26 protein-coding genes and 1 pseudogene are annotated in these 26740 nt (G+C 71.7%); 14 read left to right on the plus strand and 13 right to left on the minus strand.

Going from position 1 to position 26740, the window contains the following annotated elements:
* The first annotated feature begins 90 nt into the window (after positions 1 to 90).
* The 4 genes and pseudogenes from nucS to ITJ50_RS17255 all read left to right on the plus strand — a co-directional run.
* Complete coding sequence (nucS, locus tag ITJ50_RS02955) at positions 91 to 786, plus strand: endonuclease NucS (protein ID WP_017887754.1); 696 nt, start codon at positions 91 to 93, stop codon at positions 784 to 786.
* A 101-nt stretch (positions 787 to 887) separates the two neighbouring features.
* Positions 888 to 1562: an HAD hydrolase-like protein gene (locus ITJ50_RS02960; RefSeq protein WP_194589884.1), complete on the plus strand. Its 675-nt coding sequence runs from the start codon at positions 888 to 890 to the stop codon at positions 1560 to 1562.
* On the plus strand, positions 1559 to 2836 hold the full coding sequence (locus ITJ50_RS02965; protein ID WP_042538012.1) for a CynX/NimT family MFS transporter: 1278 nt from the start codon (positions 1559 to 1561) through the stop codon (positions 2834 to 2836). Before ITJ50_RS02960 ends, ITJ50_RS02965 begins: the two co-directional genes overlap by 4 nt.
* Before the next feature lie 361 nt (positions 2837 to 3197).
* Positions 3198 to 3743 (plus strand): annotated as a pseudogene (locus tag ITJ50_RS17255) (ArnT family glycosyltransferase); the annotation flags it as partial.
* Positions 3744 to 5144: 1401 nt separating this feature from the next.
* Here the strand turns inward: ITJ50_RS17255 and ITJ50_RS02970 are convergent.
* Both ITJ50_RS02970 and ITJ50_RS02975 read right to left on the minus strand, forming a co-directional pair.
* Positions 5145 to 5978 carry an SDR family oxidoreductase gene (locus ITJ50_RS02970; RefSeq protein ID WP_082046845.1) on the minus strand — a complete coding sequence of 278 codons (834 nt, stop codon included), beginning with the start codon at positions 5976 to 5978 and terminating at the stop codon, positions 5145 to 5147.
* 73 nt (positions 5979 to 6051) lie between these two features.
* Positions 6052 to 6693, minus strand: a complete 642-nt coding sequence (locus ITJ50_RS02975) for a nucleoside/nucleotide kinase family protein (protein WP_194589885.1) — start codon at positions 6691 to 6693, stop codon at positions 6052 to 6054.
* 54 nt (positions 6694 to 6747) lie between these two features.
* Between ITJ50_RS02975 and ITJ50_RS02980 the strand changes: the two genes are divergently transcribed.
* The 3 genes from ITJ50_RS02980 to ITJ50_RS02990 all read left to right on the plus strand — a co-directional run bounded on the left by ITJ50_RS02980 (position 6748) and on the right by ITJ50_RS02990 (position 8106).
* Positions 6748 to 7116: a VOC family protein gene (locus ITJ50_RS02980; RefSeq protein WP_071250378.1), complete on the plus strand. Its 369-nt coding sequence runs from the start codon at positions 6748 to 6750 to the stop codon at positions 7114 to 7116.
* A 74-nt stretch (positions 7117 to 7190) separates the two neighbouring features.
* Entirely contained in the window at positions 7191 to 7379 is a 189-nt protein-coding gene (locus ITJ50_RS02985; protein ID WP_017887761.1) for a hypothetical protein, read from the plus strand.
* 457 nt (positions 7380 to 7836) lie between these two features.
* The gene (locus ITJ50_RS02990; RefSeq protein ID WP_140448647.1) at positions 7837 to 8106 is read left to right on the plus strand and encodes a hypothetical protein; all 270 of its coding nucleotides are present in this window, start codon (positions 7837 to 7839) and stop codon (positions 8104 to 8106) included.
* 9 nt (positions 8107 to 8115) lie between these two features.
* Here ITJ50_RS02990 and ITJ50_RS02995 read toward each other — a convergent pair whose 3' ends face one another.
* From ITJ50_RS02995 to ITJ50_RS03005, 3 genes are all read right to left on the minus strand, one after another.
* The gene (locus ITJ50_RS02995; RefSeq protein ID WP_056072589.1) at positions 8116 to 8556 is read right to left on the minus strand and encodes an NUDIX hydrolase; all 441 of its coding nucleotides are present in this window, start codon (positions 8554 to 8556) and stop codon (positions 8116 to 8118) included.
* 306 nt (positions 8557 to 8862) lie between these two features.
* Positions 8863 to 10185 (minus strand): carboxylesterase family protein, encoded by a 1323-nt coding sequence (locus ITJ50_RS03000; protein ID WP_194589886.1) that lies wholly within the window; start codon positions 10183 to 10185, stop codon positions 8863 to 8865.
* A gap of 110 nt (positions 10186 to 10295) precedes the next feature.
* Positions 10296 to 11594: an MFS transporter gene (locus tag ITJ50_RS03005; protein WP_017887765.1), complete on the minus strand. Its 1299-nt coding sequence runs from the start codon at positions 11592 to 11594 to the stop codon at positions 10296 to 10298.
* 250 nt (positions 11595 to 11844) lie between these two features.
* Here ITJ50_RS03005 and ITJ50_RS03010 point away from each other — a divergent pair, with 250 nt between their 5' ends.
* Positions 11845 to 12645: a sugar phosphate isomerase/epimerase family protein gene (locus ITJ50_RS03010; RefSeq protein ID WP_031260100.1), complete on the plus strand. Its 801-nt coding sequence runs from the start codon at positions 11845 to 11847 to the stop codon at positions 12643 to 12645.
* Positions 12642 to 13757, plus strand: coding sequence for a Gfo/Idh/MocA family protein (locus ITJ50_RS03015; protein WP_194589887.1), 1116 nt, complete (start codon positions 12642 to 12644; stop codon positions 13755 to 13757). The genes ITJ50_RS03010 and ITJ50_RS03015 overlap by 4 nt, the downstream gene beginning before the upstream one ends.
* Before the next feature lie 148 nt (positions 13758 to 13905).
* On the opposite strand, the gene glgX is transcribed toward ITJ50_RS03015, so the two are convergent.
* The 4 genes from glgX to ITJ50_RS03035 all read right to left on the minus strand — a co-directional run bounded on the left by glgX (position 13906) and on the right by ITJ50_RS03035 (position 17469).
* Positions 13906 to 15924 (minus strand): glycogen debranching protein GlgX, encoded by a 2019-nt coding sequence (gene glgX / locus ITJ50_RS03020; RefSeq protein ID WP_194589888.1) that lies wholly within the window; start codon positions 15922 to 15924, stop codon positions 13906 to 13908.
* Between the two features lie 59 nt (positions 15925 to 15983).
* Positions 15984 to 16598 (minus strand): TetR/AcrR family transcriptional regulator, encoded by a 615-nt coding sequence (locus tag ITJ50_RS03025; protein WP_017887769.1) that lies wholly within the window; start codon positions 16596 to 16598, stop codon positions 15984 to 15986.
* Positions 16599 to 16731: 133 nt separating this feature from the next.
* Complete coding sequence (locus tag ITJ50_RS03030) at positions 16732 to 17268, minus strand: MarR family winged helix-turn-helix transcriptional regulator (RefSeq protein ID WP_194589889.1); 537 nt, start codon at positions 17266 to 17268, stop codon at positions 16732 to 16734.
* 18 nt (positions 17269 to 17286) lie between these two features.
* Positions 17287 to 17469, minus strand: coding sequence for a hypothetical protein (locus tag ITJ50_RS03035; RefSeq protein WP_017887771.1), 183 nt, complete (start codon positions 17467 to 17469; stop codon positions 17287 to 17289).
* Positions 17470 to 17695: 226 nt separating this feature from the next.
* On the opposite strand from ITJ50_RS03035, the gene ITJ50_RS03040 reads away from it, so the two are divergent.
* Positions 17696 to 18154, plus strand: a complete 459-nt coding sequence (locus tag ITJ50_RS03040) for an Hsp20/alpha crystallin family protein (protein ID WP_056072606.1) — start codon at positions 17696 to 17698, stop codon at positions 18152 to 18154.
* 11 nt (positions 18155 to 18165) lie between these two features.
* Positions 18166 to 18492, plus strand: a complete 327-nt coding sequence (locus ITJ50_RS03045; protein ID WP_017887773.1) for a hypothetical protein — start codon at positions 18166 to 18168, stop codon at positions 18490 to 18492.
* 90 nt (positions 18493 to 18582) lie between these two features.
* On the opposite strand, the gene ITJ50_RS03050 is transcribed toward ITJ50_RS03045, so the two are convergent.
* The gene (locus ITJ50_RS03050) at positions 18583 to 19443 is read right to left on the minus strand and encodes a manganese catalase family protein (protein WP_194589890.1); all 861 of its coding nucleotides are present in this window, start codon (positions 19441 to 19443) and stop codon (positions 18583 to 18585) included.
* A 498-nt stretch (positions 19444 to 19941) separates the two neighbouring features.
* On the opposite strand from ITJ50_RS03050, the gene ITJ50_RS03055 reads away from it, so the two are divergent.
* The 3 genes from ITJ50_RS03055 to ITJ50_RS03065 all read left to right on the plus strand — a co-directional run bounded on the left by ITJ50_RS03055 (position 19942) and on the right by ITJ50_RS03065 (position 22758).
* A complete protein-coding gene (locus ITJ50_RS03055) occupies positions 19942 to 20628 on the plus strand; it encodes an SDR family NAD(P)-dependent oxidoreductase (protein WP_017887776.1) in 687 nt (228 codons plus the stop codon).
* A gap of 250 nt (positions 20629 to 20878) precedes the next feature.
* Positions 20879 to 22090 (plus strand): sensor histidine kinase, encoded by a 1212-nt coding sequence (locus ITJ50_RS03060; protein WP_017887778.1) that lies wholly within the window; start codon positions 20879 to 20881, stop codon positions 22088 to 22090.
* Positions 22087 to 22758, plus strand: coding sequence for a response regulator (locus tag ITJ50_RS03065; protein WP_017887779.1), 672 nt, complete (start codon positions 22087 to 22089; stop codon positions 22756 to 22758). The genes ITJ50_RS03060 and ITJ50_RS03065 overlap by 4 nt, the downstream gene beginning before the upstream one ends.
* Here ITJ50_RS03065 and ITJ50_RS03070 read toward each other — a convergent pair.
* From ITJ50_RS03070 to ITJ50_RS03080, 3 genes are read right to left on the minus strand one after another with little or no spacing between them, the layout of a single operon-like run.
* A complete protein-coding gene (locus ITJ50_RS03070) occupies positions 22755 to 23513 on the minus strand; it encodes a triose-phosphate isomerase family protein (RefSeq protein ID WP_159556190.1) in 759 nt (252 codons plus the stop codon). The two genes, ITJ50_RS03065 and ITJ50_RS03070, sit on opposite strands and share 4 nt — an antisense overlap.
* Positions 23510 to 25216, minus strand: a complete 1707-nt coding sequence (locus ITJ50_RS03075; protein ID WP_194589891.1) for a dihydroxyacetone kinase family protein — start codon at positions 25214 to 25216, stop codon at positions 23510 to 23512. The genes ITJ50_RS03070 and ITJ50_RS03075 overlap by 4 nt, the downstream gene beginning before the upstream one ends.
* Positions 25213 to 26604 (minus strand): MFS transporter, encoded by a 1392-nt coding sequence (locus ITJ50_RS03080; RefSeq protein ID WP_017887782.1) that lies wholly within the window; start codon positions 26602 to 26604, stop codon positions 25213 to 25215. The genes ITJ50_RS03075 and ITJ50_RS03080 overlap by 4 nt, the downstream gene beginning before the upstream one ends.
* Between the last annotated feature and the right edge of the window lie 136 nt (positions 26605 to 26740).

The following is a 26740-nucleotide window of genomic DNA, read 5'->3' on the forward strand; positions in this document are numbered from 1 at the left end:
ACAACGTCGTTACCGGCATGTGAATCCGTGCGTGCTGCACAGGCCGCGCGCCCGCCCGGCTCATCACGCCACGCCGGTTAGGCTTCCGGGGTGCGTCTCGTCATCGCCCGGTGCTCCGTCGACTACGCGGGCCGGCTCTCAGCCCACCTGCCGCTCGCGACCCGCCTGCTCATGCTCAAGGCGGACGGCTCCCTGCTCGTGCACTCCGACGGCGGCAGCTACAAGCCGCTGAACTGGATGAGCCCGCCCTGCTCGATCGAGATCACCGAGCCGGACGAGGAGCAGTCGGTCGCCGGCATCACCCAGGTGTGGACGGTGACGCAGAAGAAGACGCAGGACAAGCTCATCGTCTCCCTGTACGAGGTCGTGTCCGACGAGACCCACGACCTGGGCGTCGACCCGGGCCTGGTGAAGGACGGGGTCGAGGCGCACCTGCAGCAGCTCCTGGCCGAGCAGATCGAGCTGCTCGGTGACGGCCACACCCTGGTCCGCCGCGAGTACATGACGGCCATCGGGCCCGTCGACATCCTGGCGCGCGACGACGCCGGGGCGAGCGTCGCCGTCGAGATGAAGCGCAACGCCAACATCGACGCGGTGGAGCAGCTCACCCGCTACCTCGAGCTCATGAACCGCGACCCGCACCTGCGTCCGGTGCAGGGCGTGCTGGCGGCGCAGACGGTGGCACCGCAGGCACGCACCCTGGCCGAGGACCGCGGCATCCGCGTCCTCGTGCTCGACTACGACGCGATGCGCGGCATCGAGGGCGGCCACACCCGCCTGTTCTGAGCCGCGTCGGCCCGTCCGGCCTGGAGGCACGGCGCACCCCCGCCCCGCTGCCGACGGAACCCGGATGGTCGCCGCCACGTCCCGGCTAGGGTGGGCAGGACATGACCAGCCCGTTCTCCGCCATCCTGTTCGACCTCGACGGCACCATCAGCGACTCCGCGCCGGGCATCCTCGAGAGCCTGACGCACACCTTCCGCACCGTCGGCGTCCCGGTGCCGGACCGCGACACCCTGATGTCGTTCGTGGGCCCGCCGATCATGGACACGTTCCGGATCGCGATGGGCATGGACGACGAACTGGCCGACCGCACGCTGGCCGTCTACCGCGAGCACTACTTCTCGCACGGGGCGCTCGACTCGGCGATGTTCCCGGACATCGACGTCGTCCTGCGCACCCTGCACCAGGCAGGGCTGCCGATCTCGACGGCGACGAGCAAGCCGGAGACCCCGGCGACCTACATCCTCGAGCACTACGGGCTCACCGGGGACATCGACATCATCACGGGCGCGAGCGACAACGAGGTGCGGTCGAGCAAGGCCGACGTCGTCGAAGAAGCACTGCGACGCCTCGAGGCCCACGGCTTCGACACCAGCCGCCCGGTGCTGATCGGCGACCGGAAGCACGACGTCGAGGGCGCGACCGTGCACGGCGTCCCGGTCGTCTTCGCCGAGTGGGGCTACGGCTCCCCCGACGAGGCCGAGGGCACCATCGCCACGGCTGCGACCCCGCTCGACCTGCTGCCGATCCTGCTGCCGTCCGCGACGCCGTCCGCATGAACGACGTCGCACGACGGGGCCTGCGCGGCGCCGCCTGGCTGCTGCCCGCTGCCATCGTCCTCATCGCCCTGAACTTCCGCGGCCCGATCGTCGCCACGGCCCCGGTCATCGGTGACGTCCGAGCCGACCTCGGCCTGACCGCGACGATCGCCGGGCTGCTGACGACGATCCCGGTGCTCTGCTTCGCCCTCGCGACGCCGTTCGCCAGCTGGGTCATCGCGAAGGCCGACCCCGAGCGCGCGGTGTCCCTGTCGCTCGTCATCGTGCTCGCCGGCACCGTCGTGCGCTCGATGCCCTCGTCGGCGGCGCTGCTGATCGGCACCGCGGTCATCGGCATCGGCATCACGATCGGCAACGTGGTGATCCCGGTGGTCATCCGGCGGGACACCTCGCCGGAGCGCGTCGGCCTGGTCACCGGCGTCTACACGTCGGCGCTCAACGTCGGGTCGATGATCACGTCGCTCGGCACCGCTCCCCTGGCGGCCCTGTGGGGCTGGCCGGTCGCCATCGCGATCTGGGCGGTCTTCGCGCTCATCGCCGCCGCTGCCTGGACCTACGCGGTCGGTGCACGGGCCGCCTGGCGACGCCCGGTGCCGTCCGACCACGACGGACCACTGCCGATCACCGGTCCGATCGACCAGGTGCTCGACACCGGGGCGATCCGCACCGCGCGCGCCGCCGAGGCCGCACGGGTCGCCGCCGCCGAACCGATCCGGCCGGCACGACGGCTCATCACCTGGGGCCTGACGCTGGCGTTCGGCGGCCAGGCGTTCTCGTACTACGCCCTCACCGCGTGGATCCCGACCCTGCTGCACGACGAGATCGGCTTCTCGAAGGCGTCGTCTGGCGCGAGCTCGTCGGTGTTCCAGATCCTGGCCGTCGTCGGGGCGCTCGGCGTCCCGCTGCTCGCGACCCGGTGGCGTCCGGCGGCGATCATCGCCCTGGTCGGCACCCTGTGGCTGGCCATGCCGCTCGGGCTGCTGTTCGCCCCGCAGCTCTGGCTGCTGTGGTCCGTGCTCGGCGGCGCGGCCCAGGGCGGCGGCATCACCGTGATCTTCATCGTCATCGTGCGGATCGTCTCCAGCGACGCCGATGCCCGCCGGATGTCCGCGTTCGTGCAGGGCGGCGGCTACCTGATCGGGTCCGCGGGGCCGCTGCTCGCCGGGGCGCTGCACGGTGCGACGGGTACCTGGACCGCACCGCTCCTCGTCGTGCTCGTCGCGGTGCTGACCCTGGGTGTCGTCGGGACGTTCGCCGCGCGACGGGTCTCCTGAGCGCGGAACCGCCCGCCGTCCTGCCCGCCCGCCGCCCGGCGTCCTGACCCCGAACCCGAGCGCCGGCTGAGACCCCGCTCCGACTCGACCCCCGAGGCGCTGACCGACGGGGGCCGCACCCGCACGACCCCTCAGCGCGCGGACCGGCTTCGCGGCCAGCTGGCGGCACGGTCCCGGCCCATCGTCATCCCGGACGGCCAAGGTCCGGAGAGTGGACATCCGACGACCCGCCCGGTGGCGGGACCAGCCGCTCGCGGCACGGCTCACCCTGCTCGTGATCGCGGGCGGCATGACCGTGCTGCTCGCCTGGAACCTGGGCCGTGGTGGGGACTTCGGCTTCTACCAGGCGTCGGCGCGGTCGATGTCCGAGTCGTGGCCGGCGCTGTTCTCCGGCGCGTTCGACCCCTCGGCGACGGTGACGCTCGACAAGCTCAGCGGCTTCGCGGTGCCGCAGGCGCTGAGCCTCCGGTTGTTCGGGCACTCCACCGCAGCGCTCGCGTTCCCGCAGGTCATCGAGGGGCTCGTCACGCTGTGGGCCTGCTCCCTGGTCGGACTCCGCTGGGCCGGTGTCGGGACGGGCCTCGTCGCCGCCGCGGCAGCCGGGTCGACGCCGATCTTCGTGTCGATGTTCGCGCACCCGATGGAGGACGGCATGGTCACCGCCGCGCTGGCGGTCGCCCTGCTCTGCTGGCAGCACGCGGCACTGACCGGGCGGTGGTGGCCGCTCGTCACCGCGGGCCTGGCGGTCGGCGTCGGGTTCCAGGCGAAGATGGTGCAGGCCTGGTTCGTCCTGCCGGCGCTGCTGCTCGGCACGCTGCTGGCCTCGGCCCGGCACGACGGCCGTCCCTTCCGCTTCGGCACCCGGGTCATCCGAGCCGGAGTGCTCGGGATCGTCGCGGTCCTGGCATCGGTGTCATGGGTGACCGCGCTGGCGCTCACGCCGTCGGGTTCGCGGCCGTGGGCGGACGGCTCGACGACCGACAGTCCGCTCGCCATGGTGTTCGGGTACAACGGCATCGACCGGTTCCTGCCCGGCGCGGTGCCCGGGTCCGTCCGGTCGTTCACGGTGCCGTTCGGCCCGCACACCTGGCGCGGTGGTGCGGCCGGGTTCGGCAAGCTGCTCGAACCGCACCTGGCGTCGCAGGTGGCCTGGCTCCTGCCCGCGGCGGTGTTCGGCGTGGTGGTCGCGGCCGTGGTGCTGGTCCGACGGCGAGCGCGGAGGATCACGCCGGCGTCGACACGCACAGCCCACGACACCGCCGGCACCCCCTTCGGGCACGCGTTCGACACCCGTGCCGGAGCCGCCACCCTGGCCGTCCTGGTCGTCTGGCTCGGTACCGCGGCGCTCGTGCTGTCGGTGGCCGCGGTGCCGCACACCGCCTACGTCGCGGCGATCGGCGTCCAGCTCGCCCTGCTCGCGGCCCTCGGGTGGCGCGGTGCGGTCGGCCTGGTCCGGGCGCAGTCCCGGGCACTCCGGGCGCTCCCCGCCGTCCTCGCCGTGGCGCAGCTCGGCTGGGTGGTGTTCCTCGCCCAGGGCACCGCGATGCCACGCGTGCTCGCCGGGCCCGCGATCACCGTCGCGACGGTTGCCGTCGTCGCCAGCGTGGCGGCGCTGTGCTGGCGACCCCGCTGGGAGGCGACCCGCGGGCCGGGCTGGCACCGGGCCTCCCGGACGACCATCGCGCTCGCAGCCGGGCTCGCGCTGGTCGCCGGACCGGCCGCGTTCTCACTGCAGGCGCTCGACGCCACGCGCGACGGCAGCGGCGTCGACGCATCCGTCGGGCCGTGGCCCGCGCGCTGGCCGATCCCGGCCGGCACCCCGGACGTGTTCCACGTGTCGAGCCCGGACCCGTGGGGCGGATCGACCCCGTACCCGCGTGCCCTCAGTCGGCTCGTCGCGACCGCGCGACGCCTGGAGGGGTACCGGCACGACGAACCGCTGTTCCTGACGGACACGTGGCACATCTCCGCGCCCGTGATCGACGCGACCGGGCTGCCGGTGCTGACGGACGGCGGGTTCTCGGGCACCGTGCCCGTCTTCACGACGCACCAGATCCGTCGCAGGATCGCCGACGGCCTGCGGGTGCTCGTCGTCGAGGCCCACGCGCCCCGCACCGACCCGGTCCTGCGTGCCGCGCTGGCCGGCGGCTGCCGAGCACTGTCCCACGGCACCCGGCACGCACGCCTGCCGATGCAGCCGCGCCGGGCGAACGGCATCACCTGGACCGTGTGGCACTGCGGGCTGCCCGGCCCGTCGGTCGGACCCGGAGTGCACCACGGCCACCACAGCCACCGCGGCCACCACGCGTCAGCGGGCGGCGAGCACCTCGCGCAGGGACATCGGCGTGCGTCCCGTGATGCGTTCGACGTCGCCGGACACGTGGGCGAGCGCACCCTCGGCGATGGCCGTGTAGGTGCTCACCCAGGCGTCGGCCTGCCACGGCTCCGGGTTCCACTGCGCACGTGATGCGTACGCCTCGTCGAGGGTCTCGGGGTGGTAGCTGACCGTGCGGCCGCGGACTTCGGACACGATCGCGGCCGCCTGGGCCAGGGTGATCGCCTCGGGGCCGGTCAGCTCGTACGTCTGGTCGCGGTGCGCGTCCGGGTCGTGCAGCACCGCGGTCGCGACGCGGGCCACGTCGGCCCGGGCGACCGCGGCCATGGCGCCGTCACCGGCCGGGCCGCGGATCACGCCGTCCTCGCCGACCAGGTCCTCGACGAAGTCCAGGTAGAAGCTGTCCCGCAGGAACGTGAACGCCATCCCGCTCTCGCGGATCGCCTGCTCCGTCGCCCAGTGGTCGCGTCCGAGCGTGAAGGTCGCGTCGGGAGCCGCGCCGAGGAACGACGTGTAGACGACGTGCCGCACGCCGGCGTCGGCCGCCGCGGTGACGAACGCCCGGTGCTGGTCGAGGCGGTCCTGGGCCTCGGCGGCGGACACCATGAGCAGCACGTCGACGCCCTGGAGCGCCGTCCGGCTCGCGTCGACGTCGGCGAAGGTCGCGACCGCGACCTCGGTACCGGGCAGCTCCGGCGCACGCGCGGCGTCGCGCACGAGCATCCGGAACGGCACGCCGTCCGCGGCGAGCGCCGCGCTCACGGCGCCCCCGATGTTGCCGGTGGCTCCGGTGATGGCGATGGTCATGGTCGCTCCTCGTGTCGGTGTCGGTTCGTCGTCGTGTGGCGGTGGTCGGCGGTGGGGTCGCGTCGGTCGGTGGTCACGTCCACACCGTCCTGGAGGCCCGGATCACCGTGGGTGCGACCCTCGCGGCGTTCACGCCGTCCACCTGGACCGCCCACGCGCGCGCGGCGTCGTGGTCGCGGCCGTGCCGCATGTGCCGGCCGACCAGGCGGTCGAGCCGCACCCCGTCGTCGACGGCGCAGAACCAGGTCTCGGTGAAGAGCGCGGGCAGCGCCGACCACGGAGCGGTGTCGTCGAGCAGGTAGTTGCCCTCGGACACCACGAGCCGGGTGGTGCGGGGTACCGCGATGCTGCCCGCGACGGGTTCGTCCACGCGGCGGTCGAAGTCCGGTGCCCACACCACGTCTTCGTCGGCGGCGACGAGCCGGCGGACGAGTGCGACGTAGCCGTCGGCGTCGAAGGTGTCCGCCGCGCCCTTGCGGTCGTGCCGGCCGAGGGCGTCGAGCGCCACGTTCGACAGGTGGAAGCCGTCCATCGGGACCTGCACCGCCGTGCCCGCACCCAGGCGTTCGTCGACGGCGGTGACGATGCGGCGGGCGAGCGTGGACTTGCCGGCACCCGGTGCTCCGGCGATCCCGAGCACGGTGCGGTCGCTGCCTGCGGCCAGCTCGACCGCGCGCTCGACGGCCTGGTCGACGGTCGTGCCGGAGTCGCTCACGACTTCATCCTCGCAGAGCGCACCGACGCCGGACCGCGGTGGTTCACTTGCCGCATGGTCGATGCGACGACGGCGTTCAGCGGGTACTCGGTGCGCGACGTGCCCGAGGCGAAGGCGTTCTACGAGGACGTCCTGGGGATCGAGGTCACCGAGGACCACGGCATGCTCTTCCTGCAGCTCGGCGGTGGACACCAGGTGCTCGTCTACCCGAAGGGTCCGGGTCACGAACCGGCGGCCTTCACGGTGCTGAACTTCCCGGTGCCGGACATCGACGCCGCGGTCGACGAGCTCACCGCGAAGGGTGTCGTGTTCCTGCAGTACGAGGGGATGACCGACGACCGGGGTGTGAACCGGCAGGGCGGACCGCTCATCGCCTGGTTCACCGACCCGTCGGGCAACGTCCTCAGCGTCATCGAAGGGTGAACATGTTGTATTCCGAAAGCTCGCGTCGGCACTGCTGATCGTCCTACCGTCCTCTCACCGACGAGAGGACGGCCATGACGAAGGTGCTGGGACGGCAGTGGACCCGCGAGGAACTCCTGGCGGAGCGGGCGCGGGTCCGCGCGGAGTGGAACCTCGACGATCGGGAGTTCGCCCCGACCGAGCAGTGGCGGGACCTGTTCACGGACGAGTACCTCACGCAGAACTGGCTCGACAGCATCTCCGCCCTGCTGGGTGAGCGATGAACGAGCAGGCCGCGTCGGCGGCGCGGCACCAGGCGACGATCGCGCAAGCGCTCCTGGACGGAGCCCTGCCCGAGCACGGTGCGTCGATCGACTACGCCCTCGACGAGCGCAGCGGAACCTTCATCATGCAGTCAGTCGCCGCGACCGGAAGGGGTACCCCGGTCCGTTTGACCGTGGGCGATGTGCACACCGCGGACCTGGCCCCGTGGATGCGGTTCCGATGGGTCGATCACCTCGATGCTCTCGTGGTCAGCGAGAGCAGGTACGCCGTTCTGCTCGCGGACGAACGGCAACCACTCGTCCGCTTCGAGTTCCAGGAGGCGTTGACGGCCACGCCCCAGTCGCACTGGCACTTGCACGCCGAGCGCGGAGCGCGGAGCGCGGAGCGTTCAGTTCTCTGCTCGCCCGAGCGCGCGATCACGGCTCGGGCCGACGGGATGCGGCACGGTTGTCCTCGTTGCACTTCCCGCTCGGCGGCCCGCACTTCCGGCCGAGCCTCGCCGACGTGGTCGAGTTCGTCATCGTCGAGTGCGGCGTGGACGCTCTGCCGACGTGGCGGGACGCGGTGCAGGGGTTCCGCAGTCGTTGGCGCCGCGCAGAAGCCGAGGCAACCGCTCGGCAGTTCCCGGCAGAGACCGCGCAGTCGCTCCGCAACCTCGGGTGGGGTGTCCAGCCCCCTGAACCCACCGCGGTCCCACCGCAGTTCGCGGTGCTGCGCGTGGGATGACGCCAGCCGTCAGCGGGACAGGGCACCCGCCCAGCCGAGGGCGATCGGCACGAGCAGGCCGTGGCGGTGGTGCGGGAGCTCGGCGACGGGGATCCACCGCGACTCGTCGGTCGAGCCGTCGAGCTCGTGACGCAGGGCTCCCCCGGTGATGGTCGCCCGGAACACGACCTGCACGGCCTTCATCGGCCGGCCGTTGGCGTGGATGCGGCGCTCCGCGGGGACGATGTGGTGCCGGACCCCGAGCAGGGCACCGGCCTGGGCCTCGTACCCTGTCTCCTCGCGGATCTCGCGCACGACGGCCTGCTCGACGGTCTCGTCGAACTCGACCCCGCCGCCCGGCAACGTCCACGTGCCCGCGTCGGGCTGGCGCAGCTTCGCCAGGAGCACGCGGTCACCGTCCGTGATCACGCCGTAGGCGGCGAGCCGGGTGTCGTAGTCCGTGTACTCCATGGGCCGACCATGCCAGGTGGGTGCACCGACGTCTGCCAGCCGCGCCGGGCCTCCAGGCCGTGGACCGGGGTCCGGGGTCCGGGGTCCGGGGTCCGGGGTCCGGGGTCCGGGGTCCGGCGGACGCTCCACCAGCCCGCCGACCGGTCACGACCCCCCGCGGTCCGCACGCCGGGCGGTCACAGACCGTCGGCCCCGCCGCCCGCAGACGACGGAACGTGACCACGCGACGCACCCCGTGCGGTGTGTCGCGACCACCCCGCGGGCCGGGAGGCGCGAGTCGCCGCCGCCACGGGCCGTGCCCGCGGGTCAGCCGCGGTCGAAGGTCAGGGTCTCGTCGTCGGGCGCACGGACCTCGCCGGTGCGGGCGAAGTCGGCCCAGATCGCCCGGAAGGCCCGGCCGCGGCGCTCGACCTCGGGCCAGTCGCGCTCGGAGACGAAGCGGGTGCCGGCCCAGGCCTCGCGCCCGCCGAGCAGCAGCGGCAGGTCGCTCATGTGCACGGCTCCGGTCGGGGCGCTCGTCACCCCGCGGTGCAGTCGGTACGAGGTCGCGCGGCCACCCGCACGTCGGTGCCGCTCGGTGAACCGTCGGGCATCGCGCCCGTAGATGACGTCGGACAGCGGGCGCACGACCCACCACCGTAGGGCCGACCGCAGCACGCGCGACCGGGTCACCCGGCGCAGCCCGGGCACGAGCGGCACGTACATGCCGGCCTCGTCCGAGCCGGACCCGATCAGCACGTCGACGTCGGGTGCGACGCGGCTCCACGCGGCGTCCAGGTCACGCTCGGCGGGCAGCGGAGCGAACCCGTACTGGGTGCCGAAGGGCATGCCGGCGGCCAGACCGTAGGGTGCGGCGGCCCGGGTGCCGAGCGCCTGACGGTCGAGCAGGTCCTCGAGCGGGGTGTCGGCGTGCACGCTGCCCACCGCCCGGACCATCGCCCGGTTCATCCGCGCACGACGACGGGACAGCCCGAGCGGTGCGCTCTGGATGATCGCGCGGCGGAACAGCCCTTCGGCGCCGGCACTGATCATCAGGTGCGCGGCCGCGTCCCCGCCGGCCGACTGCCCGAAGACGGTGATCAGCTCGGGGTCGCCGCCGAACGAAGCGATGTTCGCGCGCACCCAGCGCAGCGACTCGACCAGGTCGAGGAGCCCGAGGTTCGCCGGGATCGTGTCACCGTCGCCGAGGAACCCGAGGACGCCGAGCCGGAACGTGACCGACACCACGATCACGCGCTGCTCGGTCACCAGGTCGCGGGCGTCGTAGATCGGCAGGTCACCGCCTCCGATGACGTACGAACCGCCGTGGATCCAGACCATCACCGGCAGCTGCTCGCCCGGACGGACGTCGGCGGGCAGCGTGATGGAGAGTCGCTGGCAGTGCTCGTCGACCTCGATGCCCTGGATCGGGTTGAGCAGCAGGTCGACGAACTCCTCGTGCGGCTGCGGCGCGACCGGCGACGGAGTGGACGCGTGCAGCTCGCCCTCGAACGGTGGCATCGGCTGCGGTGGGGCGAACCGTTCGGCCTGCGCGTACGGGATCCCGAGCACCCGCACCACGTCCCCGTCGACCGTCCCGATGATGCGGCCGGCGGGGGTGTCGAACGGGGCTGGGGCGGCGGCGAGCATGGGGATCACGCTATCGGGGGCCGCTGACGCAACCAGGCAGACGGACGGGAGGCCCGTGGCGGCGTCGCCACGGGCCTCCCGTCCGTCTTCTGGTCGCGTTGCGACGGGCGCTACCGCACCCGCTTGATGGGGATCACGACGAGTGCGCCGATGAGGGCGATCGCACCGGCGGCCCAGCACATGAGCTCGTAGTTGTCGGCTGCTCCGTCGGACCCGACCTTCAGGAAGAACAGGGCGATCGCCGGAGCGAGCGACTGCGGCAACGCGTTCGCGATGTTGATGACACCGAGGTCCTTGCCGGGCCGGTCGGCGTTCGGCAGCACGTCGACGACGAGCGCCGTGTCGATGGCCGAGTAGATGCCGTAGGCGAAGCCCATGATGATCTCGGCGACGTAGAAGCCGGTGACCGTGTCGGCGTGTGCGAGCGCGACGAGCCCCACCGCGAACATGGCCGTCGACCCACCGACGAACACCTTGCGGCGACCGAGCTTGTCCGAGGCCCAGCCGGACAGCGCCGCGCTGATCAGCAGCGCGATCGTGTAGAGCAGGACACCGAAGGCGACGGCGGCCGTGGCGTCCTTCGGCTTCTCGATGCCGATGTGCTCCTGCATGTAGAGCAGGCGGTACGTCGTGAACATGAACGTCGCCAGGATGATGAGGAAGCGCGACCACCAGGCGAACGCGAAGTCCGGGTTCTTGACCGGGTTCGTCCAGAACGACGCGACGAGGTTCAGGAACGTGAACTTCTTGAGCGTGTAGGTCGGCAGGTCGTCCCGGGCCACCACGGCGTACACGGCCACCAGGATGATCGCCAGGATGCCCGGCGCGATGAACAGCACGGGCAGGTTCGCCACGAAGAAGACCGACAGGTACGTGCCGGCGAGCACGGCGATGTTCTGCGCCAGCGCGATGATGCTCGAGGACCGACCACGCTGCAGCTGCGGCACGTTGTCGGCGAAGCTCGCGAGCAGGGTGGCGAGGGTGGCGTTCGCGGCGAGCTGGGCGAGCAGCCAGGCCAGCGTCAGGTTGAGGACGTCCGGCGAGTAGGCGATCCAGGCGAGGGCGATCGCGAAGACGACGACACCGCTGAGCAGCCAGGGGCGACGACGGCCCCAGCGCGTGCGGGTGCGGTCGGACAGGGCGCCCGCCAGGGGGTTCATGATGAGCGCACCGAACGCGCCGATCGGCAGCACCGACCCGATGACGTTCGCGGCGTCGTCGCCGACCAGGGCCTGCGCCTTGAGCTGCATGCTCACGTAGACGGGGGCCATGAGCGCGACGAAGAGGCCGAACTGCCCGAGGAACAGGGCGATCTGGTAGCCGATGCCCACCTTCACCGTGCTGACGGGCTGGGTGATGCCCTCTTCCGGGTTGAGCAGTGCCGGGCTGCCGGGTTCGGGTGTGCTCATGACGCCTCCTTGAGTCGATGAAAACCTTGCTTGGCAAGGTTTTTCCGACGCGAGCATACATCGACAGGTGTCGTCTGCAACACCGGGCCCCTCACGGGCCGTGACGCGCGGGCCGTCCGGGCCGCGTCACACGGGGCAGCAAAAACTACACACCGGGTGGTTTTTGGGGTAGCGTCGTCATCGATCTCGCCGCGGAGCATCGCTCCTCGACGGGCCGCGACACCCAGACAGGATCGAAGGAGCCTCTGCAATGCCCACCACTTCTGTGCAGCTGTACTCGCTGCGCGACGCCATCGCCGAAGACCTCGACAAGGCCATCGCCCGTGTCGCCGAGATCGGGTACGAGAACGTCGAGCCCTACGCGTTCGTCGAGCGCGCCACCGACCTCGAGCGTGCGTTCGCGGCCACCGGCCTCAAGGCTCCGTCCGGCCACGTCGCCGTGATCGACGCCGAGGACACCGCGCCGATCTGGGACGCCGCCGAGCGCCTCGGCATCCACACCGTCATCGACCCCTTCATCCCGACCGACCGCTGGCAGACCGCCGACGACGTCGCGAAGATCGCCGAGCGCGTCAACGAGCTGACCGCCGAGGCCGCCGGCCGTGGCCTGCAGTTCGGGTACCACAACCACCAGTGGGAGTTCACGAACAAGGTCGACGGCCGCACCGTCTACGACCTGTTCGTGTCGCAGCTGTCGCCGGAGACCGTCCTCGAGGTCGACACCTTCTGGGCGACCGTCGGTGGCGCCGACGCCCCCACCGTGCTCACGGGCCTGGGCGACCGCGTCGTCGCGATCCACGTCAAGGACGGCAAGGTCGACGGTGACATCCGCACCGCGCTGCCCTCGTCCGAGAGCGCCCTGATCGTGCCCGAGGCACTGCAGCGCGCCTTCGAGAACCAGACCCCCGCCGGCCAGGGCGACGTCGACGTGGCCGCCATCCTCGCCGCCGCACCCGAGGCCATCCGCGTGGTCGAGTTCGACGCGTACAAGGGCGACGTCTTCGAGGGCATCACCGAGTCCCTCACCTGGCTCAAGGACAACGACAAGTGAGCCGCGTCGGGATCGGCATCATCGGTGCCGGCAACATCTCCACCCAGTACCTCGAGAACCTGACGAAGTTCGCCGACGTCGAGGTCCGCTTCGTCGCCGACGTGCTGCTCGACCGCGCTGCTGCCCAGGCGGCGGAGTACGGCGTCGCCGCGTCCGGCACGGTCGAGGAGCTCCTCGCCCGCGACGACATCTCGATCGTGATCAACCTGACGATCCCGGCCGCACACGCCGAGGTCGACCAGCAGATCATCGACGCCGGCAAGCACGTCTGGAGCGAGAAGCCGATCGCCACCGACCACGCGTCGGCCGCGGCGGTGCTCGAGTCGGCGAAGGCCAAGGGCCTGCGCGTCGCGACCGCTCCGGACACCGTGCTCGGCGCGGGCATCCAGACGGCGCTCCGTGCCATCGACCGCGGCGACATCGGTGAGCCGCTCTCCGCGACCACGCTGTTCCACGTCCCCGGACCCGAGGCGTGGCACCCGAACCCGGACTTCCTGTTCGCCACCGGTGCCGGCCCCCTGTTCGACATGGGCCCGTACTACGTGACGACCCTGGTGCACGCGTTCGGCACCGCCTCGCGCGTGCAGGCCGTCTCGTCGAAGTCGCTCGACCGTCGCACGATCGCGTCCGGCCCCCGCGCCGGCGAGACGTTCCCGGTCGAGGTCCCGACGCACCACGCGGCCCTGATCGAGTTCGCCGGCGGGCAGTCCGCCCAGTCGACGTTCTCGTTCCAGCACGCCCTGCCGCGCATGGGCTTCGTCGAGATCAACGGCACGCTCGGCACGATCTCGCTGCCCGACCCGAACACCTTCGAGGGCTCGTCGCAGCTCTGGCGCTACGGGCAGGACGAGCCCGAGACGCTCGAGGCGGTCGGCTCCACCTGGGGTCGTGGCACCGGGGTCGTCGAGCTCGCCCGCGCCATCGCCGAGGACCGCCCCGAGCGTGCCTCCGGCGCCGTCGCGCTGCACGTGCTCGACGTCCTGCTCGGCATCCGTGACGCGGCCGAGTCGGGTTCCGCCGTCGACATCACGTCGACCGTGGACGCGATCCCGCCGCTGCCCGAGGACTTCGACCCCGCGGCGGCCGTGCTGACCGCGGGCGCGAACGCCTAGGAGCGCCGCGCGCACCACGAGCACCACTTCGTGAGCAGGAATGGTCGGGTCCCCACCGGGAACCCGACCATTTCTGCTCGCCAAGCGAAGCCGCGCGAGCGCCCCGCCCGCGCGAGCGAGCGAGCCCGTGCGAGCGCCGCGCCCCGCGTCAGACCAGCGCGGTGAAGGACGCGTCGCGCACGAGCAGCGTCGCCGCGTCGCCCACCACGGCCTGGTCGGGGTCGCTCGACAGCCCGAGCGACCAGCTGCCGCCGCCCGGACGCTCCGGCAGCGTGAACTCCACCGTGGTGCCCGACGCGTTCAGCAGCACGGCCACGGTGTCGTCCCCCTGGTGCAGCACGAGCGTCACGGCCCGGTTGCCGCCGTCCGCCCAGTCGCCGTCCTCGAACCCGGCGGCATCGGCGCGGAGCACGCTCACCGTCGACTCCGAGTCACCGGGCGCGGTGCGGAACCACTCCGGACGCAGTGCGGGGTGCTGTCGACGGAACGCGATCGCCGCCGTGGTGAAGGCGAGCAGGTCCTGGTCGGCGGCGGCCCAGTCGAACCACGAGATCTCGTCGTCCTGGCAGTACGCGTTGTTGTTGCCGCCCTGCGACCGGGCGAGTTCGTCGCCACCCAGGATCATCGGGACGCCGGCGGAGAGCAGCAGGGTGCCGAGGAAGTTGCGGCGCTGCCGGTCGCGGTAGTCGTTCACCGCGCCGTCGTCGGTCGGGCCCTCGATGCCGCCGTTGAACGAGGTGTTGTCGCTCTCGCCGTCGTTGTTGTCCTCGCCGTTGGCCTCGTTGTGCTTGTCGGCGTACATCGTCAGGTCGGCCAGGGTGAAACCGTCGTGGGCGGTGACGAAGTCGACCGAGCAGAGCGGTGATCGGCGCGACCCCTCGTAGACGTCCGGGCTGCCCAGGACCCGCTGGACGGCGTCGCCCAGCGCACCCTCGTCACCACGCCAGAAGGCGCGCAGGTCGTCGCGGTACTTGCCGTTCCACTCGGACCAGTCGGCCGGGAACCCGCCCACCTGGTAGCCGGCGGTGTCCCACGGCTCGGCGATCATCTTGACCTCGCGCAGCACGGGGTCCTGGTGGATGATGTCGAGGAACGCGGAGTGCTTCTCGGCCTCGCCGTCCTGGCGGGTGAGGGTCGTGGCCAGGTCGAACCGGAAGCCGTCGACGTGCATCTCCTCGACCCAGTAGCGGAGCGAGTCCATGATCAGGCCGAGCGCTGCCGGGTGTCCGACGTTCAGGCTGTTGCCGGTGCCGGTGGTGTCGAAGTAGTTCGCCTCGTCACCCTCGACCAGCCGGTAGTACGACTGGTTGTCGATCCCCTTGAACGACAGCGTCGGGCCCATGTGGTTGCCCTCGGCGGTGTGGTTGTAGACGACGTCCATGATGACCTCGAGCCCCGCGGCGTGCAGGGCCTTGACCATCGACTTGAACTCGGCGACCTGCTGCCCGGCGGTGCCCGAGGACGAGTACTCGTCGTGCGGCGCGAAGAAGCCGATGCTGTTGTAGCCCCAGTAGTTGCGGAGCCCCTTGTCGAGCAGCGTCGAGTCCTGCACGAACTGGTGCGTCGGCAGCAGCTCGACCGCGGTGACGCCGAGGTCGGTCAGGTGCTTGATCGCCGCCGGGTGGGCCATGCCGGCGTAGGTGCCGCGGATCTCCTCGGGGACGTCCGGGTGCTGCTTCGTGAAGCCCTTGACGTGCACCTCGTACACGACGGTGTCGGTGAGCGGGGTCCGCAGCAGGCTGTCGCCGTCCCAGTCGAAGGACCGGTCGGCGACGATCGACTTGGGCATCGCGCCGGCCGAGTCGGTGTCGTCGAGCTGCTCGGGGTCGTCCATGTCGTGGCCGAACAGGGCCTGGCCCCACTCGTAGGCGCCGTCGACAGCGGTGGCGTAGGGGTCGAGCAGGAGCTTCGCGCCGTTGTGACGCAGGCCGTTCGCCGGGTCCCACGCGCCGTGCACGCGGAAGCCGTAGCGGGTGCCGACGGCCACGCCGGGCACGACGTCGTGGAAGGTGTAGCCGGTGCGGTTGCGGAGCTCGGTGCGGTGCTCGGTGCCGTCGTCGTCGAAGGTGCAGAACTCGACGCGCTCGGCGGTGCTCGAGAACAGGGCGACGTTGGCGCCCCCGTCGACGAGCGTGACGCCGAGCGGGGTGCGCGTGGAAGTGGTCATGCTGCCCTTCTACCGGCCGGTCGCTGTGCCACCGGCAGTCTGGCCGTACCCCTGGCCGCTCAGCGCACCGGCGGGACCAGCTGCTCCAGCAGCCGCAGCACCCGTTCACCGTCGACGGCGTCGGGGTCGAGCAGCCACTGCACCTGCAGCCCGTCGGACGCCGCGATGCTCAGGCTCGCCAGGTCGACCGGGTCCAGGTCGGTGCGGATCCGTCCGCTCGCCTGGTCCGCCTCGATGAGCACGGCGAGCTCGGCGCGCAGCCGGGCGAAGCGTTCGCGCATGAAGTCGCGCGTGGCCGGGTGGCCTTCCTGCACCGCGTCGGCGGCGAGGGTCGTGTACAGCTGCACCAGCCCCGGCACGGCACGGTTGCGCGACGCGCTCTCGCGCATGTCGCCGATCGCCGACTTCATCCGGTCGGGTGCGCCCTGCTCGCGGACCTCGTGCTCCCGGTAGACGGCGAGCAGCAGTTCGTCGCGGCTCGGGAAGTAGTGGCGGAGTGCCGCGTGCGTGATCCCGAGGGCCTCGGCCACGGAACGGAGCGACGAAGCGTCGACCCCCTGTTCCGCGACCATGCGGATCATCTCGTCGAGGATCTGGGTGCGCCGCTCGGCGCCCTTGCGGTACCCGCCGCGGCGCGGCTGGGCCGCGTCGGCGTCGTCCGCGGGGTGGGTCATGCACCCAACTTACCGTTGGAAGGTTTTTACGCCACCGTCGGACGGGAGGCCCGTGGCGGGCGCACCACGGGCCTCCCGTCCGCATCGCGGTCGCGCCGCACCCGTCGGGTCGCGTCAGCCGGGCGCGCTCGCGTCAGTCCTGGTCGTCGACCGTGTACTCGTCGACCGGCGCGGACGAGCCCGCGGCGAGCGCGTCGACGATCTTCGTGAGCGAGTCGGCGAGGACGGCGTTGTCTGCGTCGGGGAGCTGCTCGAGCACCTGGACGACGGCCTCGTGGAACCGTGCGTACGAGGCGTCGATCTTCTCGGTGGCCTGGTCCGTGGGGGCGAGCACCTGCGCACGGCGGTCCGTGGGGTGCGCCGCGCGGGACAGCAGCCCCTTCTGCACGAGCCCGTCGACGATCTTGGTGACCGACGCGTTCGAGACGGCGAGCATGACGGCCAGGTCCTTCGGGCCCGTCGTGCGGCCGTCCCGGTGCGCCTGCAGCAGGTACCGGACGGCGAGGAACTCGTTCTTCGTCAGGCCGCTGTCGATGCGGGCGGACTCGATCTGCTGGTCCTCGGCGTGCTGCAGGCGGAGCAGCGCGTCGACCGCGGTCTTCGCGGCCCGCGACTCGGGTTCGCGGGTGTAGAGGTGGACGTGCTCTCGACGGACGACGGTCAACGGCATGGGGTCATGCGCTCCTTGCTATACGGCAGGCGTGGTGAAGAAGTCCGCGTAGGACGGCTCGGAGCGACCGGCGAGCAGCGAGGGGTCCTGGATGCGACGCGCGACGTACGCGTCGATGACCGCCGGGTCGGTGAGGCCGACGCGCGTGTGGCTGCTGCCGATCGTCGCGACCCGAGGCATCCCGGAGTACGTGCTGTGCATGTCCTGTCCCGCCCTTCTTGCTTGCCGTGTGTCCCGTTCGGACGGCTGAACTCTTTCACACAGTGAACGGTCAGTTCAACGAACCATTCGCGCTGTGTACGTTTTGCGCGCTGCGTGGTTCTCGGCGTCCTCTGAGCGTTCTTTTGGCACTCACCAGGGTCGAGTGCTAAAACGGTGGCAGTTGAGTCGAGGGGACTCAACGAGAACCACGAAGGAGTTGATTTCGATGACGATGAACTTCGACCCGTTCCGCGAGCTCGACCGACTCGCGGGTTCGCTCCTCGGCACCGCGACCGGCCCGCGCTCGATGCCGATGGACCTGTACCGCACCGGGGACCACTACGTCCTCGACGTCGACCTGCCCGGCATCGACCCGGGCTCCGTCGACATCGACGTGGACGGTTCCGTCCTGACCATCCGCGCCGAGCGCACCCTGGGCGCGCCCGAGGGCTCGCAGTGGCTCACCCGTGAGCGCCAGCCCGGCACGTACGTCCGGCAGCTGACGCTCGGCGACGGCCTCGACGCCGAGCGCATCACCGCCGGGTACGACAACGGCGTGCTCAGCGTCACGATCCCCGTCAAGGAGTCCGCGAAGCCGCGCAAGATCGCCGTCACCGTCGGTGGCGGGTCCGAGCAGCTCGCGGTCGGTTCCGGTGCCGCCGGTTCCGGCACCGCCGCCGAGTGAGGAGCTGAGCGATGACGTCCGTCCTGCTGCACGCGGTGGTCGCGGTCCTCGTCGTCACCGCGGCGCTCGCACTGACGAGCCTGGACCGGCGCACCGCCGTGCTCCTCGGGGCCACCGGCAGCCTGACCGGCACGTTCCTGGCCTGGCTCGCCGCTCCACGGCTCCTCGAGCAGTCGCTCCTGGCGCCCTGGGTCGCGTCGGTGCTCGGCACGGCCCTGCTGATCGCGGGGTGGAGTGCCGTCCGCGCCTACTCGGGCATCTTCGAGGCGCCGCGTGACGAAGAACCCGAGACGGGGGCGCTGATGACCGTGGGCGGGTCCGCCCCGTCGGTGCGGTGACCCGCTGACGGACAGGAGGCCCGGTGCACGTCGTGCGCCGGGCCTCCTGTCGTTCCGTGGGTTGCGGGACTACTCCTTGTGCAGCGTGTCCTACACCAGGCCGGCCGTCTTCTCGACGACGTTCGGCAGCTCGGTGGTGCCGTACAGCCGGACGTCGGGGTGGGTGGGCGGGGGCATCGGGACCGAGGTCGTGGGGCCGTCGTGGTACGAGTACTCGCCCTTGCCGTCGAACGAGGGGCCGCTCGCCCACGGGCCGTTCTTCGCCTCGGCACCGTCGGAGAAGTTGAGGTACTGGTAGTTGACCTCCTGGTTCTCCTTCGACTGCGGGAAGTTGCTCGGCACGGGGAAGCCCTCGACGCCCTGCTCGCGCAGCTCAGCGGCGGCGGTCGCCCACATGTTCTGGTGCATGGTGTCGCGGGCGATGAGGAAGGACAGCAGGTCCCGCACGCCGTGGTCGTCGGTCATGTGGTAGAGCCGGGCGGCCTGCACACGGCCCTGCATCTCGGCGTTCTCGTTCGCCGTGAAGTCGGCGAGCAGGTTGCCGCTGGCGGTGATGAACGAGCCCTGCCAGGGGTTGCCGTTGCTGTCCACTGGACGGGCGCCCGCACCGGCGACGATGGCGTGCTGGACGTCCGTGCCACCGACGATCGCGGCGACCGTGGGGTCGTCCTGCACCGCGTCCTCGGTGATGCCGAGCGGGGACTTCTCGAGCAGCTGCGCGATCATCGTCGCGAGCATCTCGACGTGGCCCATCTCCTCGGCTCCGATGCCGAACACCATGTCGCGGTACTTGCCGGGGATGTGCATGTTCCACGCCTGGAACTGGTACTGCATGGCGACGGAGATCTCCCCGTACTGGCCACCGAGCACCTCCTGCAGCTTGCGGGCGTAGACGGCGTCGGGCTTGTCGGGCGTTGCCGTGAACTGCAGTTCCTGCTTGTGGAAGTACACGTGGCTCTCCTTCACTCCAGCGGGTGCCCGTCGATCGAGCGGGTCCGTGTGCGATGGTCGGCGCGACCGCCTCAGCGCCGTCTCAAGGAAAGCCAGATCGCGCAGACGGGCGTCAGCGTCCTCTCCCGCGTCGACGCAAGGCGACGACCCCGGCCCACACCGTGCAGCCGGTGAACCCGAAAACGAGCACGGACACGACGGGGATCGCGAACCCATCTCCGATCGACTGCTGTCCGCGGAGCCAGACGACGACGAGGAGCAGTACCAAACACCCTGCGGCGATGATCGTCGCGACATTTCCAGCTGCTCGTGAGCCCACGTCCACCTCGTTCCGTTGCGATACCCACCGCCATGCACACCTGACGGCTTGCTTGTGATTCCTCAAGAGTAAGTTCGTTGGACGAAGATCTGACCACCGGAGCTCCTGCCCGCCATCGGGTGGGGGCTCCGGTGCGCGACGGGCGGGCAGACCGCACCGTCCCGGCATAGCGTGGCCGCGTGGACCTCGAACTCAAGAACCGTGTCGCACTCGTCGTCGGAGGCAAGGGGTACATCGGTACCGCCGTCGCCGACCGCCTCCGCACCGAGGGGGCGACCGTCGTCGTCGCTTCCCGCAGCGCCGAGGACTCCGACGGCAGCGTGCCGATCGACACCGCCTCGCAGGAGTCGGTGGACGTTGGCATCGCCGCCGTCCTCGAGCGGCACGGGCGCATCGACGTGCTGGTCGTGACCGCTGCCCCGAGCGCGAGCACCCTCGACCCGGCCCGGAAGTCCGACCCGGAGCAGGTCCTCGACGCGATCGACGGCAAGGCGCTCGGGTTCCTCCGCGTCGCGAACGCCGTGCTCCCCGCCCAGCGCGAGGCCGGATTCGGTCGCGTGGTCGTGGTGAGCGGGCAGAACGCCTACTTCTCCGGCAACATCACGGCGTCGCTCCGGAACACTGCGGTGAGCGTCATCGCAAAGAACCTGGCCGACGACGTGGCGGGCACCGGGGTCACGGTGAACGTCGTCAACCCCGGGACCGTGACGGACACCCCGTCCGCCGAGGTCCGCCCAGGTGGCCCCGGCGACTCGACACCGCAGCAGATCGCCGACCTCGTCGCGTTCCTGTCGTCGCCGCTGAACGCGGTGTCCGGCGAGTCCGTCTCGATCGCGCACCGGCAGCTGGGATCCGTCGTCGTCTGATCCCCGAGTACCGGGTGATCGCCCCTCGCTTCACCCGCAGGGACGAAGCGCTTCGCCCCTGCGCCCGATGCCCCGGCGACTCCGCGCCACGAGTCTGGTGACATGGAGTCCTCGACGAAGCACACGATCGCCACGCTGCTGCTCTGCGCCGCGATCGTCACCACGACCGTCATCGCCCTCGCCGCCATGACCGCGGGCGCGTGACGTCGGTCCGCGCTGCACGGCGTGGGCGGCATGCGATGATCGAGCCGTGACCGAACGGGGCAGGTTCCTCCGGCCGCTCGCCACCCGGTCGATCGTCGTCGACGTGGCCTGGGCGGTCCTGGCGGCGTTCGTCTTCCTGCTGCCCATCGACCTCGAGCTCGAGCACGCGAGCCTCGCCGCGGTGCTGTCGGCCTCGGTGGCGATCGCCCTGCGCCGCATCTCCCCGTCCGCCGCGATGGCGATGGTCGTCGTCCTCGGGGTGATCCAGGTCGGCGGCGGCGAGCGCCCGTCGCTGGTGGACCTCGCGATGTTCGTCGTGATCGGGACCGCCGCGGTCGTCGGCACCCGCACCGAGGTCGTCGTCTCCGGTGTGCTCGCGGTCGTCGCCGGAGCGGGTGCGACGGTCTACCTGGCGTCGACCGGCTTCCGGTTCCTCGTGCTCATCAACGGTCCCCGCGACCAGGCGTTCCTGGCGATGGCCGCCCCGGTGACCGCGCTGCTCGGGGTCTGGGCGGGCGGTGTCGCCGTCCGGGCCTTCCGCTCCCGCGACCGCGAGTCGGAGCGCCGTGCCGATGCCGAGGCCGCAGCCTCACGTGCCGAGGCCGTCGCCACCGAGGCCGAGGCCACCGCCACCCGCGCGATCGACGTCGCTGAGTCCGAACGCATCCGCGCGGACATCGCCCGGGACGTGCACGACGTCGTCGGCCACTCGCTCGCGGTCATCATCGCGCAGGCCGACTCGGTGCCGTTCCTCGACGACGAGGCGCGCATCCGAGCGGTCAGCGCCACCATCGCGAGCACCGCCCGCAGCTCCCTGGTCGAGGTCCGACAGGTCCTCGGCCACATCGACGGCTCCGCCGAGGCGACCGGCCCGGGCTCGCTCGAGGAGATCGTGCAGGGCATCCGCGACGCCGGGGTCGACGTCGACCGCACGGTGCGCGGGGTCCCGCTGGCCCTGCGCCCGGACACCGGCACCGCCGCCCGCCGCGTGCTGCAGGAGATGCTCACGAACGCCCTGCGCCACGGCGCCCCCGGCAACCCGGTCGTCGTGCGGGAGACCTGGCGGAACGCCGACCTGGTGCTCGAGGTCGAGAACGTCGCCGGTGACGGCACCACGGCCGGCTCGGGCCGCGGGATCGACGGCATGGACTCGCGCCTCGGCGCCCTCGGTGGGTCGTTCGACGCCGCCGTGCTGGACGACGTGTTCACGGCACGCGCCCGCATCCCGTTCGACGTCCAAGGGGGACCCGTCCGATGACCGGACCGATCAGGATCCTGCTCACCGACGACCAGGCGCTGTTCCGCGCGGGGCTCCGGGTGGTGCTCGATGCCCAGGACGACATGCGTGTGGTCGGTGAGGCCTCCGACGGGGCCGAAGCGCTCGCGCTCATCCCCGAGGTGCGGCCCGACGTGGTGCTGCTCGACATGCGGATGGCCGGCATGGACGGCGTGGAGACCGTCCGGCAGCTCTACTCCGGCGCCGTCCCGGGGCCGCTGCCGCGCGTCGTCGTGCTCACCACCTTCGGGCTCGACCCGGCGGCGGCGACCGCGATCCGGCTCGGCGCCAGCGGGTTCCTGCTCAAGGACACCACGCCGCCGTTCCTGTTCGCCGCTGTGCGGGCCGTGCACGAGGGCAGCTCGGTCATCGCCCCGAACGACCTCGCGCAGCTGTTCGGCACCGACGTGGCACGGGCCCCGGCACCGCAGCCGCCGGAGTTCGCGACCCTGACCGAGCGGGAGCGCGTCGTGTTCGGGTGGGCGTCCCGCGGCCTGTCGAACGCCGAGATCGCCACGAAGGAGTACGTCACCGAGTCGACGGTGAAGACCCAGATCTCGAGCATCCTCGGCAAGCTGTCACTGCGCGACCGGGTGCAGCTCGTCGTCTACGCCCACGACCACGGGCTGGCGGGCACCCGCGAGGACTAGTCCGCGGCGACCTCGTCGAGGATCGCCTCGACCGCGGCCGGGTCGTGGGCGAAGCGTCCGAGGAACAGCCCGCTGATCCGCCCCTGCCCCCGGGTGAGCAGACCGGGCCCGGCGCTGCCCCCGTAGAGCACGGTGCTGCCGTGCAGCTCGGGCCGCGTGGCGAGGTGCTGCTCGATCCCGGCGAGCACCGCCACGATGTGGTCGTCCGGTGCGGGTACCGGGGCGCCGATCGCCCACACCGGTTCGTAGGCGACGGTCAGGGGTCCGGCGAGCCCGTCGGCGACGGCGGTGGAGACGGCCCGGTCGAGCTGCGCGGTCACCGCCGCCACCGCTTCCGTCGGATCGGAGGCCCGGTCCGGCTCCCCGACGCAGACCAGCGGACGCAGGTGGTTGCGGAAGGCCGCGTGCACCTTCCCCGCGATCGTCGCGTCGTCCTCGTGGAACAGGGAGCGCCGTTCGGCGTGCCCGATCTCGACCAGGTCGACACCGATCTCCCGCAGTTCGGCGCCGGAGACCTCGCCGGTGAACGCGCCCGCGTCGGCCCACGACAGGTCCTGCGCGGCGAGCTGCACACCGGTGCCGGTGAGCAGCTCACGCACCGGGACGAGGGCCGGGAACGTCGGCGCCACGAAGAGCGACGCCGCACCCGAGCGCACCGCGGGGTGTCGCCGGGCGATGTCGGCGACCTCGGCCGCCCACGACAGCGTCCGGGCGTGCGAGAAGTACGTCTTCAGCGACACCCCGACGGTGATCACGGGGCGACCGTCTCCACGACGAGGGCGAAGGACAGCGCACCGGGGTCCGCGGTGCCGACGGCCTGGTCGGCGTGCGTCCGCGCCCGGCCCATCCTCGGCACCAGGGACTCGGTGGCGTCCGCTGCCTGACGGGCGGCACGGGCCGCGTCGCCCCAGGCCTCGGCGAGCGCCGCCCCGGCGTCGAGCCGGGTGCGGAGCACCTCGTCGAACGGCACCAGGGCGTCCACCATCGTCTTGTCACCGACGGTGGCGCCGAACGCGAGCACGGCCTCGGTGGCCGCGCGGACCCCCTGCGCGACGGTGGCACCCGACGGACGCGAGTCGTCCCCGACCACGCGACCCAGTGCCTCCAGGGCGGCACCCCAGATCGCACCGGACGTGCCGCCGGCCTTGTCGGACCAGGCATCCGCGGCGACCAGCAGGACGGTGCCGGCACCGGCACCGCGGCTGACCGCGTCGGCGGCCGCGACGTCGGCGGCGTGCGATCCGCGCTGCATCCCGATGCCGTGGTCGCCGTCACCGGCCACGGCGTCGATGCGCCCGAGTTCGTCGGCGTGCTCGTCGAGGACGGCGCGGACCGCGGCGAACCCGGCGGCGACCTGCTCGGCGACCGCGCGGGACTCGTCGGTCGCCGGGCCGATGCCGACGCCCTCGGCGTCCGCCGCCACCGTGGACGAGTCGACTCGCTGTTCGGCGACGGCACCGCCCTTGCGGTAGGCGGGGGTGTCCGCGGGTGCTGCCCAGAGTTCCTCGAGCTCGTCGTCGAGCCAGAACAGCGTCAGGGAGACCCCGGCCATGTCGAAGCTCGTGACGAGTTCGCCGACCTCGGGCTCCACGATGACGACCCCGGCGTCCGCCAGGCGCCGCTGCACCGAGCGGTAGACGACGAAGAGCTCCTCGTACTTGACCGAGCCCAGGCCGTTCAGGATCGGGACCACCCGCTGGCCCTCGAGTGCCACGCCGTCGGGCAGTTCGTCGAGCAGCCGGGACACCAGCAGCTCGGCCAGCCCGTCCGCGGTGGGCACGTCCGTCTCGTCGATGCCCCGCTCGCCGTGGATGCCCATGCCGACCGCCATCCGGCCCTCGGGGACCGTGAACAGGGGTTCCTCGGCACCCGGCAGCGAGCACCCGGAGAACGCGACGCCGAAGCTGCGCGTCCGGTCGTTCGCCCGCTCGGCGACGGCGGTGACCGTGTCGAGGTCGTCCCCGCGCTCGGCAGCGGCGCCGGCGACCTTGAAGACGCAGAGGTCACCCGCGATGCCGCGGCGCTTCGCGCGGTCGTCGGCCGGGGCGCTCGTCACGTCGTCGGTGACGCGGACCGTCCGGACCGGGATGCCGTCGGCCTCGAGCGTGCGGGCAGCGGCGTCGAAGTTCAGGACGTCACCGGCGTAGTTGCCGTAGCTGAGCAGCACCCCGCCGCCGTGCTCGGCGGCCTTCGCGACGCCGGTGACCTGCTGGGCGCTGGGGCTGGCGAACAGGTTGCCCATCGCGGCACCCGCGGCCAAGCCGTGTCCGACCAGTCCGCCGAACGCGGGGTAGTGCCCCGAGCCGCCGCCGATCACGACGGCGACCGTGCCGTCGGGGCTCGTGGTGGCGCGGGCGACGCCGCCGTGCACCTTCCGCACCCACCGTTCGTTCGCGGCGACGAAGCCGTCGGTCGCCTCGTCGGCGAAGTCCGCCGGGTCGTTGAACAGTCGGGTCATCGCTTGCTGCCCTTCGGGTCGGTGGTGCGGACGTGCGAGGTGTCGAGCAGCTCGTCGGCCTTGGCCCCGCGGAAGAACTTGGTGCAGAAGATCATCACCGCGGCGACGAACGCCAGGACGCCGAGCGAGACGATGCCGAACGCACCGCTGTCGGTGGGCACCACCTCGTTGATCGCGGTGCGCATGATCGGGGCGACGAACCCGCCGAGGTTGCCGAGCGAGTTGATCAGGCCGATGCCCGCGGCGGCTGCGGCACCGGTCAGGAAGGCCGTCGGGTACGCCCAGGTGATCGGGCCGACGGACAGGAAGCTCGCGACGGCCAGCGTGATGAACAGGATGCCGAGCACCGGCTGCCCGTTCGCCCCCGCCCACGCCGAGCCGAGGATCGACAGGCCGGTCGTGACGTAGAACAGGGTGCCCCAGCGCCGGCGTCGGCCGACGGAGTCCGCCCGCGACCCGATCAGGTAGCAGGCGACGAGCCCGACGAGCCACGGGATCGCGGTCACGAGCCCGACCTGCCAGCCGACGTCCTGCCCGAGCAGCGAGGACACCTGCTGCGGCAGGTAGAACGTCGTGCCGTACACGGCGACCTGCAGGCAGAAGTAGATGATCGTGAAGTACCAGACGCGCCCGCTCGCCATCGCGCGCCAGATGCCCTTCGGGCCGTCCTCGGTGCGAGCGGTGTCCTCGCGCTCCATGGCCGCGGTGAGCGACGCCTTCTCGCCCGGTTCGAGCCACTTCGCCTGCTGTGGACTGTTCGTCAGGAACACCAGGGCCGCGACACCGGCCAGCACCGCGAGGATGCCCTCGCCGGCGAACATGACCTGCCAGCCGTGGAACGGGGTGACCTGGTCGCCGACGCTGATGAGGCCGCCGGACAACGGGGCGCCGATCATCTGCGAGAACGGCTGCGCCAGGTAGAAGATCGCGAACATGCGCACGCGCACCTTGTTCGGGAACCACTCGGACAGGTACATGATCACGCCCGGGAACAACCCGGCCTCGGTCACACCCAGGATGAACCGCAGGATGATGAACATCGTGTCGTTCGTCGTGAAGGCGAACAGTGCGGCGACGATGCCCCACGTGACGGCGATCCGGGCGAGCCAGAAGCGCGCACCGAACCGCTTGAGCAACAGGTTCGACGGGATCTCGAAGATCGCGTAGCCGATGAAGAAGATGCCGGCGCCCAGGGCGAAGGCGGCGTCGGAGATACCGCGGTCGACGCGCAGGGCCTCTTCGGCGAAGCCGACGTTCGTGCGGTCGAGGAACGCGACGAAGTACAGGATGACGAGCATCGGCATGAGGTGCTTCGTCGCCTTGCCGATGGCGGACTTCAGGCCGGGGTCGTTCGTCGACCCGAGCGCGGGGGCAGGGGGTAGTGACACGGGATCGCTCCTTTGCGAGCACGGTGCGGTCGTTCTGGCGTCCGGCGGTCGGGCCTGTCGGCTGGTCGGCCTGTCGGCCTGTCGGACGGGAGGCACGGATCGCGTCGCCCGGTCGGCGCGCGTTCCGTGGGCGGCT

It is taken from the genome of Curtobacterium sp. VKM Ac-2889, from assembly GCF_015350855.1.
Classification (GTDB): Bacteria; Actinomycetota; Actinomycetes; order Actinomycetales; family Microbacteriaceae; genus Curtobacterium; species Curtobacterium poinsettiae.